The organism is Leptotrichia sp. oral taxon 879 str. F0557 (genome assembly GCF_000469385.1).
GTDB lineage: Bacteria > Fusobacteriota > Fusobacteriia > Fusobacteriales > Leptotrichiaceae > Leptotrichia > Leptotrichia mesophila.
On record NZ_KI271290.1, the window covers coordinates 49,767 to 69,755 of the forward strand.

The following is a 19,989-nucleotide window of genomic DNA, read 5'->3' on the forward strand; positions in this document are numbered from 1 at the left end:
TATTTATTAATCAAAATATATAAAAAATAATTTACTTGAATAACTATAAATTAACCTATTATAAAAATTTTAAATCAAATTTAGTATAAAACTATTTTTTTCAAGATTATATTATTACAATATATGTAATTTAAAAATTTTCAAAAAAAAAGACTGGACATTTTGTCCAGTCCCATATATCCTATTTTTGTTCCACATCTTTATCTTTTTTAGCAAGTTCCGAAAATGCGGTAACCATTCCAGCCAGATTTTGTAACTCGCTTGGAATAATGATTTTTGTTGATTTTCCATCTGCCACTTTTTCAAATGTTTCCATTCCTTTTAATGACAATACCTCTTTTGTTGGTGCAGCTTCGTTTAACAGTTTCAATGCTTCTGCTTGTGCTTTTTGAATTGATAAGATTGCTTCTGCACGCCCTTCTGCTTCTTTTATCTGCTGTTCTTTTTTAGCTTCTGCTCTTAAAATTGCAGCCTGTTTTTCTCCTTCCGCAACCAAGATTGCCGCTTCCCTTTTTGCTTGTGCTTCCAGAATGTTTGCCCTTTTTTCACGTTCTGCCTTCATTTCCTTTTCCATTGCTACACGAATGTCAGCTGGTGGCAAGATGCTTTTCAATTCCACACGGTTTACTTTTATTCCCCAAGGATCTGTGGCATCATCCAGTTCTTGACGCATTTTTGTGTTGATAATATCTCTTGAAGTCAATGTCTGATCAACTGTCATATCTCCAATAATATTTCTCAAAGTTGTCGCTGTCAAATTTTCAATTGCTGAAAGTGGACGCTCTACTCCATAAGTATACAGCTTTGGATCAGTTATCTGAAAATAAACAACTGTATCAATTTGCATTGTGGCGTTATCCTTTGTAATAACAGGCTGAGGCGGAAAATCCACAACTTGTTCTTTTAAAGAAACGCTTCTTGCAACCCTGTCAAAAAATGGATTCAGAAAACTAAGTCCTGAATTTAAAGATCTATCGTATTTTCCCAATTTTTCAATAATAAGTACACGTGATTCCGGTACAATCTTTATTGATTTAAAAATGTAAATTAACGCTATTACAATAAGAATAACTATTAATGGTAAAGTCCAGTACATAATAATATTACCTCCTATTTTTATTTAAAAAATTATTACTTTCTTTCAAGAATTATCTTGTTGCCTTTAAAACCTTTAATTTTAACAATTTCTCCATTTGACAATATTTCCTCGCTTACTCCTGTCCAAATGGATCCTTTAAATTTTACTTCATATTCCTTTTCAGCTTGTTTAGTATCGACTACTTTTTCAATTTTTATATCAGTCCCTTTCATGCTCGCATCAAAATTTGTCTTTCTTTGCGATTCAATGTATTTTCTCAAGACTGGACGTGTAAATATTAGGAAAATTACTGAAAGCACAGCGAATATTAAAAACTGTATTAGCGAATCTTCTATAAAATTTGCAAGAAACATTACAATTAAAGCTGAAAGTGCAAACCAAATTGTTACAAGCCCTGGAATAATTATTTCCAGAATTGCTGTTATTCCTGACAAAATTGCCCAAAATAATGCTCCCATTTTTCTCTCTCCTTTTTTTCTGATAAATACTTCAGCTACAAAATCTTAAAGTCCTGAAACACCTACTCCAACATGAATCGAATTTGTCCCTTTTCCAGTACTGCTGCAAGCCGCAAGCGTGAACAAAATCATAATCAAAATAATTAGTTTTTTCATTTTATCTCACCTCTTAAAAAATTTTTTCCATTTAGTTGGCTTAAAATCTAGAAATAAACTCCAACTCCACCATGCAATCCACCTGGTCCAACACCTACATTAGCTGATAAGCACGAACTTAAAGCTAAAGCCAATAAGACCAATATCAAAAGCTTTCTCATATTTCCTCCATTTTAAATTTATTTTGTTTAATGTATTTTACAATTATAATCTTAATTTTTCAAGTTTTTTATTCATTAAACTTGTCTGATGGCTTAAATCCCAATACTATTTATACAAATTCATTGATTCCTTAAACTTGGCAATTTTGTTTTCAAGCTCTTCTTTTATTCTTCTTTCTTTTTCCACAGCTTCAGGTTTTGCTTTTGCAACAAAATTCTCATTAGATAATTTTTTCAATACTTTATCCAGTTCAACTTGAGTTTTTTCAATACTTTTCTCCAATTTTTCAATTTCCTTGTCTAAATCAATTAACTCTGCTAACGGAACATAGATCTCAGTTGTATCAACCAATCTAAATCCTACAAGTTTTGGAATTTCCACATTAAATTCATATTTTTCAACATTTGCCAGTTTATCCAGTATTTTGGCATTATTTTGTAAAATATTTCTTGCATTTTCATCAGCTGTCTTGAAAATAACTTCAATTTTCTTAGATGGGGAAACATTTGCTTCTCCACGGATATTTCTAATTGCCGAAATAATTTCCTTCAGATAGTCAAATTCCTTTTCAGCCTTGACATTTATAAACTCTTTTTCCTCTTTTGGAAAATCTGATAACATAATCGTTTCTTCGCCCGTTTGTAATTTTTGCCAAATTTCCTCAGTAATAAACGGCATAAATGGATGCAGCATTTTAAGGCCTTTATCAAGAACGTGTCTTAACACCCATTGTGCCACAACTTTATCACTACCCTCCTGTCCATATACACGTGTTTTGGCAATTTCAACATACCAGTCACAAAAATCTCCACGGAAAAATTCGTATGCTAATTTTGCAGCAGCGTCCAGTTCATATTTTTCCATATTTTCATTAATCAATTTTGAAGCAGTCTGCAATTTAGATAAAATCCATTTATCTTCAAGTTTAAATTCTGAATTATCCACAGTTGTTGAAACATCAAAATCTTCCAGATTTGACAATACAAATCTTGATGCATTCCATACTTTATTTGCAAAAGCTGAACCCATTTCAAGCAGTTTTTCTGAAAAATGAATGTCCTGCCCTTGTGAAGTATTGTATAAAAAGCTGAATCTTATTGCATCTGCACCGTATTTTGCTATCAAATCAAGCGGATCAGGCGAATTTCCTAGAGATTTACTCATTTTTCTACCTTTTTCATCCCGTATAATTCCGTGCAAATAAACATAACTAAATGGAATTTCATTTTTTATGTAAAGACTCATCATTACCATTCTTGCTACCCAGAAGAACAATATGTCTGCCCCTGTAACAAGTGCATTTGTTGGAAAGAATTTTTTTAAGTCTTCAGTTTCATTTGGCCAACCTAATGTTGAAAATGGCCATAATGCTGATGAAAACCAAGTATCAAGCACATCTGTTTCTTCTGTCAAGTTCACATCTTTTCCAAATTTTTCACGTGCCTGCACTTTTGCCTCTTCCAGACTTTTTGCTACAAAAACTGTTCCGTCTTCTGCATAATAGGCAGGTATTCTGTGTCCCCACCAGATTTGACGTGAAATTGTCCAGTCCCTTATGTTTTCTAGCCAGTTGTAATAAACTTTTTCCCATCTTTTTGGCGTAATTTGAATTTTTCTATTTTTTACAACTTCCAATGCTCTTTTTGCAAGCGGCTCCATTTTTACAAACCATTGCGTAGAAACTCTTGGTTCAATAACCGAATTACATCTGTAGCAATGCCCCACAGCATTTTTATGATCTTTTACTCCAACTAGCAGTCCCTGCTCTTCCAAATCAGCAAGTATAGCCTTTCTAGCTGCAAATCTTTCTAGCCCCTGATATTTCCCACCATTTTCATTTACATGCGCATCTTCTGTAAAAATATTTAAAAATGCAAGCCCAGTTCTTTTTGCCACTTCAAAGTCATTAGGATCGTGTGACGGAGTCATTTTAACTACCCCAGTACCAAATTCCATATCCACATATTCATCTGCCACAATTGGAATTTCTCTGTTCATAAGAGGCAAAATTACAGTTTTTCCAATCAAGTGTCTATATCTTTCATCATTTGGATTTACTGCAACCCCTGTATCTCCAAGCATTGTTTCAGGACGAGTCGTAGCAATTACAAATTCTTCATCACTATCTTTAATCGGGTATCTAATTTCCCAGATTTTTCCATTTTTATCCTCATGATTTACCTCATCATCAGCAAGTGCTGTCTTGTCATGCGGACACCAGTTTACAATGTATTCTCCACGATAAATAAGCCCATCATTGTAAAGTTTGATAAACACTTCCTTTACAGCTTCCGAAAGCCCTTCATCCATAGTAAATCTCTCTCTTGTCCAGTCCAGCGAGACTCCTAGTTTTCTAAGCTGCTTCGTAATCAGCCCGCCATGCTTTTCCTTCCATTCCCAAGTTCTTCTCAAAAACTCATCATACCCAATTTCCTCTTTAGAAGTTCCTTCATCAGCCAGCATTCTCTCAACTTTATTTTGCGTAGCAATCCCAGCATGATCCATCCCTGGAATCCAAAGTGTATCAAATCCGCTCATTCTCTTATATCTAATAATCGCATCCTGTATTGAGTTGTTAAGCATATGACCCATATGTAAAATCCCTGTAACATTTGGTGGTGGAATGGCAATTGAATATCCTGGCTTTTCTGCATTGTGCTGTGCATTAAAATATCCTTTTTCTTCCCATATTTTATACCATTTATCTTCTATCTCATTTGGTGAATAAACTTTATTCAGTTCATTTGGCATTATTTTTCCTCCTGTTTTAATTATATATAGTTTTTATTAAATTTTTTTATTTCTTAAATTATATTGTATATTTTATCACAAAGATGACTTTTTTTCTACTTTTATAAAAAAATTAACAAAAAAAGCTCACTAAAATGATTAATCATCATTCAAATGAACTTTTGAACTTTTCATATTAAATCTTTAAAATTAAATTTCTAAAATGCTGTAATTGTTGCAAGTAGCCCAAAGACTACCCCTGGAAAGTTTGCTGCTGATAAAGGATAATCTTTTTTTTCCTTTAAAAGCCCATAACTTGTCCATATCGTACAGTTAACTGCTGCTGCTAAAGGCTGTAAGAAAAATGTTTTGTTCCCATGTAGGTTTCCTACTATTTGTGGAACATAAGATACATACATTATTACAGAAAGTAATGTTCCAATCCATCCTAAAATTTTTAAGTTTTTTTCGTTCACTTTGTTCTCCAATCTTTTAAATTTCAATAAAATTAACAAGTTTTAATAATAAAAGTATATCACAAAGTCTTTTGAAAAAACAATAAAAAATCAAATTAAATTTCCCTTGACATTACAATAAAAATCCGATATAATATCTTTGTAAATTTTGCCGCTTTAGCTCATCTGGTAGAGCAACTGACTTGTAATCAGTAGGTGGTTGGTTCGAGTCCGACAAGCGGCACCACTTTATAAAAATCACTCATATTATAATTTTAGGACTATTTTATTAAAATAAAATAGTTTTTTTTTTGAAAATATCAACTTTAACTTTTGGTATTAAATCATAAAATATTTTATAACTCAAAAAGAACAATAATCATAAAAATTTATAATATACTCGAATCTATTTAAAATTGAACTGATTGAAATTATATAATTTAGGGTTTAAGTAAAATAGTCATAATTTTTGAGTTCTATTTTAAACTAGTTTTACTATAATATCTCTTTAAATACATTTTATATTTATTCATTTATAAATCTTGATTCCTTATATTCCAAATCATTTAAAATGATTTCAATTCTTCTATTATTATATCTTCCTTCTACAGTTTCATTTGTATCAATAGGTTCTTCCCCACCTTTTCCTATAATTTTCACAATGGAAAATCTTTTATCTAATCCATATTCCCGCAATAATTTAGCTGCATTTACTGCCCTTTCCAAAGATAATTTTCGATTATGTTTTTTTGAACCAGTTGAATCTGTATGCCCTATAATTTCAAGAGAACCTTTTTCTATATGGACATTAAGCATATTTGCAATGTATTTCAAATCATAACTTTCAGATTCATTCACTTTTTCTCCACCTACCTTAAATCCATGAACTACACATTTTCTATCTGTTATAATACAAGGCGAAAATCCAAAATTTATCTGAGTTGACATTGGGGTTTCTGGAATATAATTAGTATTTCCCATATTAATTTTTTCTTCTTTTTTTCTAATTTCCTCTGTCTGTACACTCATATCTATTACTATCATCAAAAGTATAATTAATTTTTTCATAATCTTTTTTGCTTTAAAATTCTAATTTTACTTATTTTCTTGATTTTTAAATTCTACATTATTCAAAAGAATTTCAACTCTTCGGTTATTGTATCTGCCTTCAACTCTGTCATCTGTATCCACAAGCAAATTTGCTCCTTCACCTTTTATTTTTCCAAAGGAAAATCTTTTATCCAGCCCAAATTCTCTCATTAATCTTGCAAAGTTTTTTGCCCTTGTTTCTGATAATTTTAAATTATGTCTTTGTGAACCCGTAGAATCTGTATATCCTATAATATCAATTGTTCCAGATTTGCCATATTTATTCAATATATCAACAATCTCCCTAATACTAGAAGCTTCTGATTCATTCAGAATATTTCCATCTACCTTAAATCCTCTTATAACACATTTTTTCTCACTTACAGAACAAGGTCCTCCTAAATGTGCCATTGCATTTATTCCAACTGCCATCACTAAAAATATAACTGCTTTCTTCATTACTATCACTCCTTAACACTTTTTTCACTAGAATTATATCATATTTTTGTAAAAAAAAAGAAAAATCTGATAAAATCAAATCTTTCTTTCATAAATTAATTTTAATTATTATTTTTTAGTTTTTTTTGCTAATAATTTGTTGTGTTCCTTTATTACTTCATTGAAGTTTGCAAGTACATTTTCTGGTGTCCCTTCTTCAGTCTGTGCAAAGAAACTATCACTTACAGACGAATGTGAGGCTTTTTCCTTTTTCTCTATTCTTTGGATAAATACATTTACAGATTGCTTAAATTTATTTGCTTTCTGAATAAATTCACTATGATCTCCAGGATTATATCCTTCTTTTCCAAGCTGTTTTGTATTTTTTATAGATTTTTCAAATTTTATAAAGGCTTTATCCATTTTTTCTTCCAATTTTTTGAATTTTTTTGCATTCCCTTTTGTAGTAAAATCACTTGCATCAAGCCCTTGCTTATGTATTTCCTTTATAATCTGATCGCCTTCTTCGATGAACATAAATTGATTATACGTAATATACTGCTTTCTCTTGTCATAATCTTTTATCATCAGCTTTTTAATTTCATCTGATTTTTTCTGGAATACTTCTTTGTAACTTTCTGTAACCTGATTATACTTATCCATACAGGCAAGCAACTCAGTATGTAAAATTTGAGCTTTTGCATAATTATCTTTTGTATATTCCTTATTTTTATAATAAGTTCTCATTTTATCCGTAATTGGTAACATTTTTTCAAGTATTGGAATTATAGCTTCCGCTTTTTTATCCATATCATCTTTTTTTTCATTACTTTCAGAAAGTTCTTTCAATTTGTCAATAAAGTTTTTATCTATCGCTATATCAGCTACAACTTCTTCATTTTGTATATTCTTGAATTTTTTATCCATTCCAGCATCTTCAAAATAATACAAAAGTCCTTTATCAATATTTAAAATTCGATTATAAAACCGTATATGTTTACTATATTTCTCTTTGTTCTGTTCTAATATAATCTGTTCTTTAGAAGGTTTTTTTACAATTTCTTCTTCTGGCTTTTTTTTCAGTAGTGATAAAGATACAATAACTGACATTATTATCACTATTATTCCAATTTTCTTCATATAATATCTCCACTCCTTCATTTAAAATAACTTTAAATCCATATAATAACTCTTATTTTTTCTTACTCCTTTGAGTTTCGTTTTAAATCTATTTTACTATCTATATAATTATAATAATTTTTATAGATAATGTCAAATAAAAATAATATATTTGAATGAAAAAATTTTATTTTACATATTCCAAAGAATGTTATATAATATATCTAAAGATTTTTAAATAAATATAATAGAAAGGAAGAAAAATGAGAAAATTATTAATTATTATTACAATGTTTCTGACATTTTTAGTCGGATATGGAAAAAATTCTGAAATTAATGTAAGAAAAGGAGCAAAACTTCCAAGTTTCGAACTTATGGATTTTAATAGAACAAAAATAAAAAGCCACAAAATTTTAAATAATGGAAATCCAACATTACTTGTTTTTGTTGCTGAATGGTGTCCATACTGCCAACATGAGCTTCCTGAAATTCAAAGATTCTATGAAGAAAACAAAGATTCTGTAAATGTTGCCGTTATTTTTATAAGTAAAAATACAACATTATCAGATTCAAAAAAATTTATAGATGAAAATGGCTTCACTTTTCCTGTATACTATGATCTTGACAGATCTCTAATGAACGCCTTTAAGATTAAGTCTGTTCCATATAACTTAAAAATCCAAAATTCTGTAATTCAGGATATTCAAAATGGTGTTGTGACTTATGATAAATTAAGCGAGTTATTTTCTTCTGGTAAATAAGCTTATTTAAATGTAAAAACAAAAAATATGAACTAATCTTAAAAATATTAAGAATTTAGCTCATATTTTTTTATCTAAAAAGTTCAATTTTACACTATTTTACTTTATAAAACTAGATACTTTATAAATTTTGAATTGTTTATAAATTTCGTAAGTATTTAATTTTTTTTTATTAATATAATTTATATTTTTTAATAAATAAACATCGAATCTCCAAAACTATAAAATCTATACTTTTCTTCAACTGCCTTCTTATACGCCTCAAAAACAAATTCTTTTCCACCAAATGCTGAAATTAACATAATTAATGTAGATTTTGGCAAATGAAAATTTGTAATTATTGCATCTACAATTTTAAATTCATAATCTCCATAAATAAAGATATTTGTATCTCCCTTAGAAGCTATTAATTTTCCATTCTCATCAACAGAAGATTCCAATGTTCTTACTGATGTTGTTCCTACTGCAATTACACGATTCCCATTTTTTTTAGCCTCATTGATAATTTTGGCAGTTTCTTCGGGTATTCGATATTTTTCACTGTGCATTTTATGATCTAGCACATTTTCCACCTGTACTGGACGAAATGTTCCAAGCCCCACATCCAAAAATACTTCTGTAATAATAACTCCCTTTTTACGAATTTTGTCTAGAAGCTCATTTGTAAAATGAAGTCCCGCTGTTGGAGCGGCTACTGATTCACCTTCCTTAGCATAAACAGTTTGATATCTATTTTTGTCCTCCAATTTTTCCATAATATATGGTGGAAGTGGCATTTCTCCCAATTTATCCAAAATTTCCTCAAATCTTCCTTCAAAATTAAATTTTATAATTCTATTCCCATCTTCCTTTATTTCTAGAAGTTCCGCCTCCAAAACTCCTTCCAAAAATATAAGTTTCTGTCCAATTTTTAATTTTTTAGCAGGTTTTAACAAAACTTCCCATGTATATAAGTCGTATCTTTTTAAAAGAAAACATTCCAGTACAACCCCATTTTCCTTATGTCCAAACAGTCTTGCAGGAATAACTTTCGTACGATTAATTACTAAAACATCATCTTTTTTCAAATAATCTATAATATTATAAAATTTTTTATGTTCCAATGTTTTTTCTTTTTTATTTAACACTAATAATTTTGAATGATCTCTAGGATTTACAGCATGCTGTGCTATCAGTTCCTCAGGCAGTTCAAAATCAAAATCTGAAATTTTCATTTGATTTATTTCTCCTATTTCTATATTTTTTTTATTTCTATTTATTTTAAAGGAAACAGGGAATTATTAAATTCCCTGCCATAATTATTATTATATTAATATGCTCTTCCAATTTCAAAAGTTTTATAAGTGTCTACTCTGTTATACCAACCTTGTAGCCATCTTCTTTCATTTCTTGGAGCATTTCTTACACGCCTTGCCAATACATCTTTGGCAGAATTACTAAATTCTACTAATGCACTTTGTCCTACTGCTGTTCCTTTCATATTTTCAAGCACTTGTCTTAATCCCCAAGCTATATTATTATATGAAGAAACACCTTTTAATCCTTCACCTTTAAAATTTACATAATCAATCAACGCATAAAGTCCATTAGGAGTATTTACCATTCTTTCAAATTGATTTCTTAAATTTTCTTTATTTGAAGACGCTTCTATCATTTTATCAAGAGAACTCTTTAATCTGTCATATATAAACATAACTTGAATATCTCTTGTATTATCAAAAAATGCTATTAGTTCTTCAATATCCTTGTCTCCACTAGCCTTTTTAGCCATCAGTTCTGATTTACTATTCCATGGAGAATATCTAAAATCTGTCAGTAATTTAGGTAGACTAACACCTTTTTGCTTATAATATGCTATCATATCTGGCAAACTGTCTCCAAATCCACTTCTTCCACCGCTTGCTTTAAACCAAGTAAAATGTCCTATACCAAGTGAAGGGAAATTCTCTCCATCATTCCAGTCTACTAGATTATTTCTAACTCCACCTGTTTCATTTTGAAAAATTCTTTCAGCTACAGCCAGCAATTGCTCTTTTGATAATTTCATATCTGGAGTTCCTTGCTGAGTTTTTCTATTTGCTGTGTAAGTATTTACATTTGGTCGCTCATAACTTCCGCTATCACGCATATTTCTCAAACTTGTATTTACATTTAAGTCAATACTTTTATTGTTATACTGATTTTTAATTAACTTTTCCAGCTGAGAATTATTTGTTTTTGATGATGCGACTAATTTTGGCTCAGATTTTGGCATATTTACATTTTCGACACTTTCTGATGATGAAATTGCTTCTTTGATATTCTCACTTCCAAATGATATTATTGAATATGTTAATCCTAACAATAACGCTCCTGTCTTTTTAAAAATTCTCCTATCACTAACCATTGATTCATCTCCATTCCTTTTTATTAGATAATTTTTAATTTTCAAAATAAAATATTTAAAAATCTAAAATTATTTAATATTTTTTGTTAATTTTTAATTTTATTTATAATTTTCTGTCCTACGACAACTCTATCCAATCCAACTAAATCTTTTATAACTTCAATATTTTTAAAACCTGAGCTTGTCATAATTTCAGCAACATTTTTTCCCTGTTTATAGCCAATTTCAAACAATAAATAACCAAAATCAGCTAAATAATCAGATGCCTTCTGACAAATCTCATAATAAAAATATAATCCGTCATTTTCTGCAAAAAGTGCTTCACTCGGCTCGTGTAATAAAGTGTCATCTGACATAATACCTATTTCATTAAGGGAAATATATGGTGGATTTGACACTATCATATCAAACTGATTAAATTCAATATTTTCAAATAAATCTGATTTTAAAAATTTTATATTTGAAACTTTTAAAAGTTCTTTGTTTTTTTCAGCAGTATTAAGTGCTTTTTCAGAAACATCCACACCTAGTACATAAGAATTTTCTACTTCTAATGCAGCAGTTATTCCTATTATACCACTTCCAACGCCAATATCAAGTATTTTAGGATGAATTTTTGAATTTTCATTTTTTGTAATATCATTTTTCAAAATATCAATCATTTTTTCAACTAAAACTTCTGTATCCTGACGTGGAATCAAAACTCCCTTGTCAACGTAAAATTTTCTTCCATAAAATTCCTGTTCATTTAGCAAATACTGAACTGGAAATTTTTCACGCCCAATTTTTTGAATAAAATATCTGATTTTTTCAATTTTTTCATTTTCAATTTCATCTCTGTACTTTGTAAAAAGCATCATTCTATCAATATTTAAAACATGTGAAAATATAATTTCCGCAATTAACTTACTTTCATCAATATTATTTTTTTCAAGATATGAAATGCTTTTATCAAACAGTGATTTTAATTGCTTTTCAGATTTTTCTATATTTTCAAAATTATTATTGTCAGATATTTTTTTATCATCATTTGTTATATCGTTTAGTTTTTCTCTAATTTTTTTTAAGTCATCTTCTGATAACATACGCTCAAATTCAGCATAGAGCATAATTCTTTCCATTCCCATTACTTCTGAAATGATACTTTCTGCTGTCAATCTAGCATTTTTTACACCTTTTTTTTCTAAATAATTAACCGATTTATTCAATATATCCAGTAAATTATTCATTTCCACTTCCAACTTCTTTTAATAATTCAGCCTGTTCATAAGCAATTAAGGCATCTATCATTTCGTCTAAATCTCCATCTAGAACACCATCTAGCCTATGAAGTGTCAGCTTAATTCTATGATCAGTAACTCTTCCTTGAGGAAAATTATATGTTCTGATTTTTTCTGATCTATCTCCACTTCCAACTTGTGAACGTCTTTCATTTTCAACTGCACTTCTTTGTTTTTCATATTCCATTTCATACAACTTAGAAGCTAGTACTTTCATTGCAGCTTCTCTATTTTTTATTTGCGAACGTCCATCTTGCGAAGTTACTACAAGTCCAGTTGGCAAGTGAGTAATTCTTACAGCAGAATCTGTAGTATTTACGTGCTGTCCTCCAGCTCCACTTGATCTGTATGTGTCAATCTTCAAATCACTTGGATTAATTTCAACTTCACTTACATCGTCTATTTCTGGCAGTACTGCAACTGTAATTGTAGATGTGTGAACTCTTCCAGAAGATTCAGTAGCTGGAACTCTTTGTACACGATGAACTCCACTTTCAAATTTTAATCTTGAATACGCTCCGTTTCCTTTGATTAAGAATGTTACTTCCTTCAATCCACCAACACCGATTTCACTTTTATCAATGATTTCAGTTTTCCAACGGTTTCTTTCTGCATATCTTGTAAACATTCTGAAAATATCAGCTGCAAATAATGCCGCTTCATCTCCACCCGCTCCAGCACGGATTTCCATGATAACATTTTTATCATCATTAGGATCTTTTGGAAGTAAAAGAATTTTTAATTCTTCTTCAAGATGGGGAATTTCTTCTTCAATTGAATGAATTTCCTCAAGCATCATTTCTTTCATTTCTGAATCTTTTTCAGATTTCAAGTCTTCTTTTAGGCTTTCCATTTCCTCTTTACGATTTTTGTAATATGTATATTTTTGAACAACTTCATCAATGCTGTTTAAAGCCTTATTATACTCCATAATTTTCTTTGGGTCTGAAACAACTTCAGGATCCATAAGCATTTCTGTAAGTTCTTTATGCTTTAAGACAACATCGTCTAATTTTTGAAACATAATTTATTTTTCAACTCCTAAATTTTCCTATTTTTTATATTATATTTGAACTTTTTAAAAATCAGATTTGATAAAACTGATTGAAATCTAAAATCCATATAACTAATTATAATTATAGGTTTTAGGCCCAAATTTAAAGCGGTATTTTTATAAAATTATTTTATTATAATAATATTTACTAACAGTTATTATAACACATTTTTTAACTTTTTTCAATTTTTAATTATATAAAATTCCAAATTTCATCATTACAAACAATATAATAAACGAAACTGAAAAACCAAGCAATCCTCCAGCCAGTACTTCTCTAATACTGTGAATTCCAGACTTAACCCTGCTCTGTGCAACTAATGCAGCCATAAAGAAGCCTAATATCAATATTCTCACATCTGAAGTCATAAATAAAAGTATTCCAAATGCTGAAAAAGCTATCGCACTATGTCCACTTGGCATTCCACCTTCAAGTGGTGTTCCCTTTTGAAAAAACGATTTAAGAACAATCACAAGGATTGCAACTAGAATTAATATTAAAATCGAGATATTCCCTTTTCTTCCTGCAATAACATGCAATTTATTTGTGCCGTCAAAAATATCCAGTAATTTATCATAAAATAGCAGATAACCTACACAAAGTGCATTAATCGCAGCAATTAAAACTGCTCCAGCCGCCACATCCTTAGCTAATTTTGCAAGAGGATGACGTTCAGGCGAAATCAAATCCACAAGTGCCTCAACTGCTGTATTTATAAGTTCTGTAATTATTACAAATGACACCGACAATGAAATTATAAGGATTTCTACCTTACTTGCATTTATAAGAATTGCTAAAATCACAATAACAATTGCAGCAAGTATATGTACTTTCATGTGTTTTTCGTTCTGCAATGCCGAAATCATCCCATCAATCGCAAAATTAAAACTGTCCACAAGCCTTTTATCTCTTGCCCTCTCTTTTTTAATGTCCCAATTGTATCTATCTTTTTTATGAAATAACCCAAAAATTGATTTCTTCTCTTTTTTATTTTTTTCTCCCAAAATTTTTACTCCTTTCTAATTTCAATAGATTTTAATTTAAGTATTAATTTTTTTATTTTTATAGAATGTATTAACATTCTATTTTTACATTATTTCATTAATAATTATTTTTTTATACTTTTTTACATAAGTTTATCAAATGCTATGCCCTTACAATTTTGCTTGATAATTTTTATTAATACTGTTTTTCACTTAAAGGCGAATGTTCAATAAGTTCTGAATTATATACTTTAGTAAGAAATTAAAACTTATTGTTTTTAATACAGTTTCTATTTTCCAAGAGGATTTTATATAAAATTATCATCTATTATAGTTAAATTTACTCAAAATTTCTTCTTCTCTTCTTCTCATGACAACTTTATCTTCCTCTTCAATATGATCGTATCCAAGTAAATGCAGCATTCCATGACATAATACATAATAAAATTCCCGCTCATCAGAATGCCTATATTCGCTAGACTGCTCTTTTACACGCTCAATTGAGATTACAATGTCACCTAACATATTTACTGCTCCAAAGTTTTCAGTTTCATTATAGGCAAAGGAAATTACATCAGTTGGAGTATCTTTTTGGCGATACTCACGGTTTATTTTCTGAATTTTATCATTTGTTGTAATTAGTAATGAAAGATAGTATTCGTTTTTGTCAAATTCTTCTTTATATTCATTTTTTAGAATATAGCTCACAAATTCATTTATTTTAGGTTCATCAAAAAAATTGTCAATTTTTTCAATATCATAAGTTATATCTATTTCTACCATAATTTTCTCCATTTTTATATTTTTAATTTTTTTTAGCTTTTTCATCCATTTTTGGATATTTTATCCTCTCGTGATAAACACCTTGCAGGGTATTTATAAATGACTGTACTACAGTTTCTATCTCTCCCAAAGTCAAGTCGGAGTCACTTAACTGCTTGTCTTCAATTTTAGATTTCACCAAATATCTGATAAAGTTTTCGATTCCTTCCTTGCTTTTATTTTCAAGCGTTCTTGTTGCCGCTTCTACCGTATCTGCCAGAAGGATTATTCCTGATTCTTTTGTTTTTGGCTTAGGCCCGCTGTATCTAAAATTACTTTCCACAACTTCTTCTCCACTTTCTAGTGCTTTGTAATAAAAATATTGTGTTAGCGTTGTACCGTGATGTTGCAGTATTACATCCAATATTTCCTTTGGCAGTTTATTCTCTTTTCCCATAATATAGCCATCTTTTGTATGCGAAGTCAATATTAATGCACTTAATGATGGTTTTATCTTATTATGGGGATTAACTCCATCCCGCTGATTTTCCACAAAAAACTCTGGACGCTTCATTTTTCCAATATCATGATAATATGAGGCAATTCTTGCAAAAGTAGCATTTGCTCCTATACTTTCAGCCGCTCCTTCCGCAAGAGCTCCAACCATTATACTATGATGAAAAGTTCCTGGTGCTTTCATAAGAAGCTGTCTAAGCAAGGTATGTGAAAAATCACTTAATTCTAGTAATTTCATTGTCGTCAGAATTTCAAAGTAGTCTTCAAAATACGGCAGAACCGCAAGCGACACCATTCCAGTTAAAATTCCTGAAAATACTGAAAACACTATCATTAACATAATTAACCCAAAACTTGACTGATTGACTAATCCATAGCTAAATGCCATCAATGCTTGAAATATTCCTAAAAAGAAACTCAATTTTACAATATCACTTCTACTCACAAGATTTGAAGCCTTATAAACTGCAACTAGTGAAACTGCTATTGTAACTAAAAACCACGATTCTTCTCTTGACAAGATAACCATATTTGAAAATGTCAAAATAATTGCATACGTTCTATTTCCCAAAATTGTTGTTATAATAGGAAGCATTGCGAATGGAAGCAAATAAATAAAAAACTCGTTATTTAAAAATAAAATATAGAAAACATTTACAAATACTATTGTAATAAGTGTCGGATAGAATGCCTTCGATTCTACAATTTTTTTTACATTTTTTCTAAGCAAATAGTAAATTAGTATCATAAGAAGTGAGAATGTAGAAGCAAGTCCGACTATTTTCCTCAATTTATCTCCATTTCTTACTAAATTTAATTTCTCAAGTTTTAAAAGTGCATCCGAATCGATAGTTTCACCTTTTTTTACAATAATATCTCCTTTATAAATTTTAATTTCCTTATCCCTTAACGACATCATATTATCTGCAATTTTTTTCTTTGTAGCCTCTTCATTAATAACCAGATTTGGCTTCATAAAATTTTGCAGAACTTTCATATCCAGATTATCTGCTTTTATATCTTTTTTTCGTATTATTTTTGAAAGATTTTCCATTTTATAAATTCCATCACTATAAATTTCTGATATAATGTCCGTCAGATTTACAGAATACTCAACATTTTCAGTTCTTGCCTTTATTTCCTTAATATCCTCAACCGAAAACGTGTACTTATTATCTTTTATATAACCTTTAATCGCTGCATCATCAGATAAATTTCGTACATCACGTAAAAATTTGTTAAGCAAAATTATAGTTTCTCTATTCACATCCTTTATTTTATCAAATTCAGGCTGTGTCGTCTTCATTATTTTTTCCTCAATACTGTCATCTAGAATATCTACAAAATACGATACATTTTTGTATGCCACAATATCAGATTTTGCAATGCTTCCAACAACATAGTTCACATTTAACCTTGACATTTCGATAATTATTCCAAATATCATAAATGTTATTGTTAAAATAATAAATCTGAACATGAACTTGTTTTTGACTTTATACTGTGTTTCATTGTTTTTAGTCTTTCTTTCCTTCACTTCAAAAACAAATTCTCGCCCTAGTATATTTACTCTCATTTTCCCTTTCCTTTCCTAAATTTTATAAAACTCCCTTTTTGCTTTTACAATGCTCTATTACTTCATCTTTTTTAAAATTTCACTTTTACTTTCAACTACCTTGTTTCTTGGCAAAGCCGATAAAAATTTTTTTCCATACATTTTTTTTATTATTCTGTTATCTAGAATTATAATATTTCCGCTATCAGTCTTGCTTCTAATAAGTCTTCCAACTCCCTGCTTAAACTTAATTACAGCTTGCGGAACTTGATAGTCATTAAACGGGTTCTGTCCATTTTTTCTAATGTTTTCAATAATCGCTTCAGTTACAGGGTCATTTGGCACTTTAAACGGCAGTTTTGTGATGATTACTGATTGCAGCTGTTCCCCCTGTACATCTACACCTTCCCAAAAACTGTCTGTCCCAAATAATATTGGATTTTTAGAATTTTTAAATATTTCTATCATTTCATGCCTTGGAAAATCATTTTGCTTTATAAGCGTATATTCCTCTTCTGAGAAACGTGATTTTAACTGATTGTACAAAAAATTCAAAGCACTATATGAAGTAAATAATAAAAAACAATGCCCTTTCGTATTTTTTATTACACCCTCAATAAATTCTTCTAAATCCCTTAAAAATTCGATATTTGTTGGATCAAGTGCATCTTCTGGAATATAAACTTTCATTTGTTTTTCATAATCAAATGGCGATTTTACAATCCTTTCGTCTATTTTCCTACGATTTTCCTTCATAAGCCCAATACTTTTTTTATAATAATCAAATTTATTGTCAACAGCAAGTGTCGCTGAAGTAAAAACCATCCTATCCATTTTTGTAAACAAATTATCATTCAGTTCATCCGAAATATCGAAAGGAGTAGCATATAATTTTACATTTGGACGAATTGTAGTAACATTAGCCCAGTAAACATACCCTTCTTCTTTCCCTTCCAGAATAAACTCAAATTTCTTATAATATTGCTTCAATCTTTCATAGTATCTTGAAAATTCAAATAAAAAACCCTCTTTGTCTTCTAAATTATAATTGCTCACAGTATTTAAAAACTTGTTAATTCTTATAACTAAATTTCCATAACTTTCCTTAAACTGGCTATTAATTTCCATAACTTCACGAAAAGCCTTATTACTTCGCATTTTCTGCTTATCAATCTTTATTTTGATTTCCCTGTTGTCATTATTTTCTGAAAAAAGATAAATCAATTTATCAAAAATATCTATTCCTTTATCGTAAAATACGTTCAATTCCGCAATAACATTTTCCTTCAATTCATCAACTTTTTCATATTCTTCACTTGAAAGGCTTTCGTTCAGATAAGTCATTAATCTTACAATAGCCCCACCATTGCTGGAATTTACAACACGTCTATTATAAATATTCCCCATAAGCCGTCCAAATGATATTTTTGACGTTTCAAAAGTAAAATAATTTCGAGCCGTATCTTCTATATTGTGAGCCTCATCAAAAACAACAATATCATAATTTGGTAAAATTGAATAATTTGTATAAAATCCTGTCTGATTTCTAATTGCTAAATCTGCAAAGAACATATGGTGATTAACAATAAGAAGTGTTGCATCCGCAACATTTTTTCTAGCATTAAAAAAGTGGCATTTTGAATAATATGGACACTTTACTCCTTTACACATATCCGCTTCACTATTCACTTTTTCCCAGATACTGTTTGAAATTTCGTATTTCAGCTCATTCCTATCACCTGTCCTCGTAACATTTTTATCCCAGTCAATAAGATTTCTTATAATATTTTTTTCAGTTTTTTCCTCTTCCGTATCTGTTTCTTTCTCTGCAACATCTATATTATAAAGTTTCCTCTTACAAAGATAATTCCCACGCCCTTTCACAATCTGATAATTAAAATCTTCATTAATAATTTTTTTTAAAAGCGGAATGTCCTTATTAACAAGCTGTTCCTGCAAATTAATCGTATTTGTGGAAACTATCACTTTCAGATTATTTTCAATAGCATAAAGTAACGTAGGTAATAAATAGGCTATTGTCTTTCCTGTACCAGTTCCTGCCTCAACTATCAGCTTCTTATTCTCATTCATGCTATTTTCAATTAATTTCGCCATTTCATACTGTTCACGCCGCACCTCAAATTTACCAAAATTCTTATGAATAACTCCATTCTCCCCAAAATATTCATCTATATCTATCTTTATAAATTCTTTTAAAGGTACAATCACATAAATATCATCCACAGCGTTATTCACAATGTATGAAGCTCCCCCAACTTCCCCATACATGCTGGAAATATTCACATCTTCATCTGACGGAATCAACACTCCAGATGGATGATTATGTATTATAACTTCATTTTTTCTCATCATATTTAATAATGCAGCAACAGAACTGGAATTTCCTCTTGCAATAACTTCTACCTCAGAAACTATCCCCTCTCCATCAGGAATTCCACGAAAAAACACTTCATTTCCGCCAGATTCGCTAATTCCGAGACGCATACTCTCCATTGCTTTCGCACTAATAAATTCAGCAATTTTCATCTTTCCTCCTATAGTAAAGATTTTACTATATAATAGGCTTTTTTTCAACTTTTCTTAAAAAAACTCAATAAACACATAAATACTTCAAGTTATTTCTTTTGTATTTCTCTATTTTTTAACAAGATCCCCTATATCTCAAAAAATAATTTTAAATATTTCTTTATATAATACTTCTTTGTTTCTAGCCTTCCTCTCTGTTTTCTTTCTATAATTTTCTCATTCTTTAATTTCTTTCTAAATTCATTATCATCAAGATACCCTTCCATCTTTTCTTTTAAATCCTTCTGGTTTCTTTTTACCTGAAGATAAAAATATTACTTCTTCTATTTTAATAATGTTTATTACTAATTCTTTCAGATTTTGGTCATTTTCTAATATTTTTGCCAGATTATTTTCTAAGATCAATTCGACAACCTATAGTTCAAAATTATAAATTGC

Annotated in this window: 18 protein-coding genes and 1 tRNA gene; 2 read left to right on the top strand and 17 right to left on the bottom strand. The window is 29.7% G+C overall.

Annotated elements, in window-relative coordinates; all coding sequences use genetic code 11:
• Positions 1-181 precede the first annotated feature (181 nt).
• From HMPREF1552_RS01695 to HMPREF1552_RS01710, 5 genes are all read right to left on the bottom strand, one after another.
• Entirely contained in the window at positions 182-1,096 is a 915-nt protein-coding gene (locus tag HMPREF1552_RS01695) for an SPFH domain-containing protein (protein ID WP_021743309.1), read from the bottom strand.
• 35 nt (positions 1,097-1,131) lie between these two features.
• Complete coding sequence (locus tag HMPREF1552_RS01700) at positions 1,132-1,557, bottom strand: NfeD family protein (protein WP_021743310.1); 426 nt, start codon at positions 1,555-1,557, stop codon at positions 1,132-1,134.
• 45 nt (positions 1,558-1,602) lie between these two features.
• Positions 1,603-1,713 carry a lipoprotein gene (locus HMPREF1552_RS12420; RefSeq protein WP_172618798.1) on the bottom strand — a complete coding sequence of 37 codons (111 nt, stop codon included), beginning with the start codon at positions 1,711-1,713 and terminating at the stop codon, positions 1,603-1,605.
• Between the two features lie 267 nt (positions 1,714-1,980).
• Positions 1,981-4,626 carry a valine--tRNA ligase gene (locus HMPREF1552_RS01705; RefSeq protein ID WP_021743311.1) on the bottom strand — a complete coding sequence of 882 codons (2,646 nt, stop codon included), beginning with the start codon at positions 4,624-4,626 and terminating at the stop codon, positions 1,981-1,983.
• 197 nt (positions 4,627-4,823) lie between these two features.
• Positions 4,824-5,081 carry a SemiSWEET family transporter gene (locus tag HMPREF1552_RS01710; RefSeq protein WP_021743312.1) on the bottom strand — a complete coding sequence of 86 codons (258 nt, stop codon included), beginning with the start codon at positions 5,079-5,081 and terminating at the stop codon, positions 4,824-4,826.
• A 150-nt stretch (positions 5,082-5,231) separates the two neighbouring features.
• On the opposite strand from HMPREF1552_RS01710, the gene HMPREF1552_RS01715 reads away from it, so the two are divergent.
• A tRNA-Thr gene (locus tag HMPREF1552_RS01715) sits at positions 5,232-5,307 on the top strand.
• A 278-nt stretch (positions 5,308-5,585) separates the two neighbouring features.
• Here HMPREF1552_RS01715 and HMPREF1552_RS01720 read toward each other — a convergent pair.
• The 3 genes from HMPREF1552_RS01720 to HMPREF1552_RS01730 all read right to left on the bottom strand — a co-directional run bounded on the left by HMPREF1552_RS01720 (position 5,586) and on the right by HMPREF1552_RS01730 (position 7,727).
• On the bottom strand, positions 5,586-6,128 hold the full coding sequence (locus HMPREF1552_RS01720) for an OmpA family protein (RefSeq protein WP_021743313.1): 543 nt from the start codon (positions 6,126-6,128) through the stop codon (positions 5,586-5,588).
• Between the two features lie 27 nt (positions 6,129-6,155).
• A complete protein-coding gene (locus tag HMPREF1552_RS01725) occupies positions 6,156-6,608 on the bottom strand; it encodes an OmpA family protein (protein WP_021743314.1) in 453 nt (150 codons plus the stop codon).
• A 108-nt stretch (positions 6,609-6,716) separates the two neighbouring features.
• Positions 6,717-7,727: a YiiG family protein gene (locus HMPREF1552_RS01730; RefSeq protein ID WP_039900956.1), complete on the bottom strand. Its 1,011-nt coding sequence runs from the start codon at positions 7,725-7,727 to the stop codon at positions 6,717-6,719.
• A 242-nt stretch (positions 7,728-7,969) separates the two neighbouring features.
• Here HMPREF1552_RS01730 and HMPREF1552_RS01735 point away from each other — a divergent pair, with 242 nt between their 5' ends.
• The gene (locus HMPREF1552_RS01735; RefSeq protein ID WP_021743316.1) at positions 7,970-8,467 is read left to right on the top strand and encodes a TlpA family protein disulfide reductase; all 498 of its coding nucleotides are present in this window, start codon (positions 7,970-7,972) and stop codon (positions 8,465-8,467) included.
• 191 nt (positions 8,468-8,658) lie between these two features.
• Here the strand turns inward: HMPREF1552_RS01735 and queA are convergent, their stop codons facing one another.
• The 9 genes from queA to HMPREF1552_RS12685 form a co-directional block, all read right to left on the bottom strand.
• Positions 8,659-9,681, bottom strand: coding sequence for a tRNA preQ1(34) S-adenosylmethionine ribosyltransferase-isomerase QueA (queA, locus tag HMPREF1552_RS01740; RefSeq protein ID WP_021743317.1), 1,023 nt, complete (start codon positions 9,679-9,681; stop codon positions 8,659-8,661).
• Between the two features lie 95 nt (positions 9,682-9,776).
• Complete coding sequence (locus HMPREF1552_RS01745) at positions 9,777-10,853, bottom strand: hypothetical protein (protein ID WP_039900957.1); 1,077 nt, start codon at positions 10,851-10,853, stop codon at positions 9,777-9,779.
• A gap of 86 nt (positions 10,854-10,939) precedes the next feature.
• Positions 10,940-12,082: a peptide chain release factor N(5)-glutamine methyltransferase gene (gene prmC / locus HMPREF1552_RS01750; RefSeq protein WP_021743319.1), complete on the bottom strand. Its 1,143-nt coding sequence runs from the start codon at positions 12,080-12,082 to the stop codon at positions 10,940-10,942.
• Positions 12,075-13,157, bottom strand: a complete 1,083-nt coding sequence (prfA, locus tag HMPREF1552_RS01755; RefSeq protein ID WP_021743320.1) for a peptide chain release factor 1 — start codon at positions 13,155-13,157, stop codon at positions 12,075-12,077. Before prfA ends, prmC begins: the two co-directional genes overlap by 8 nt.
• A 219-nt stretch (positions 13,158-13,376) precedes the next feature.
• Complete coding sequence (locus HMPREF1552_RS01760) at positions 13,377-14,192, bottom strand: diacylglycerol kinase (RefSeq protein WP_021743321.1); 816 nt, start codon at positions 14,190-14,192, stop codon at positions 13,377-13,379.
• A gap of 300 nt (positions 14,193-14,492) precedes the next feature.
• The gene (ybeY, locus tag HMPREF1552_RS01765; protein WP_369750432.1) at positions 14,493-14,954 is read right to left on the bottom strand and encodes an rRNA maturation RNase YbeY; all 462 of its coding nucleotides are present in this window, start codon (positions 14,952-14,954) and stop codon (positions 14,493-14,495) included.
• A gap of 22 nt (positions 14,955-14,976) precedes the next feature.
• Positions 14,977-17,025, bottom strand: coding sequence for an HD family phosphohydrolase (locus HMPREF1552_RS01770; RefSeq protein WP_021743323.1), 2,049 nt, complete (start codon positions 17,023-17,025; stop codon positions 14,977-14,979).
• A gap of 57 nt (positions 17,026-17,082) precedes the next feature.
• Positions 17,083-19,551 (bottom strand): helicase C-terminal domain-containing protein, encoded by a 2,469-nt coding sequence (locus HMPREF1552_RS01775; RefSeq protein WP_021743324.1) that lies wholly within the window; start codon positions 19,549-19,551, stop codon positions 17,083-17,085.
• A 128-nt stretch (positions 19,552-19,679) separates the two neighbouring features.
• Positions 19,680-19,817 carry a hypothetical protein gene (locus HMPREF1552_RS12685; protein WP_021743325.1) on the bottom strand — a complete coding sequence of 46 codons (138 nt, stop codon included), beginning with the start codon at positions 19,815-19,817 and terminating at the stop codon, positions 19,680-19,682.
• Between the last annotated feature and the right edge of the window lie 172 nt (positions 19,818-19,989).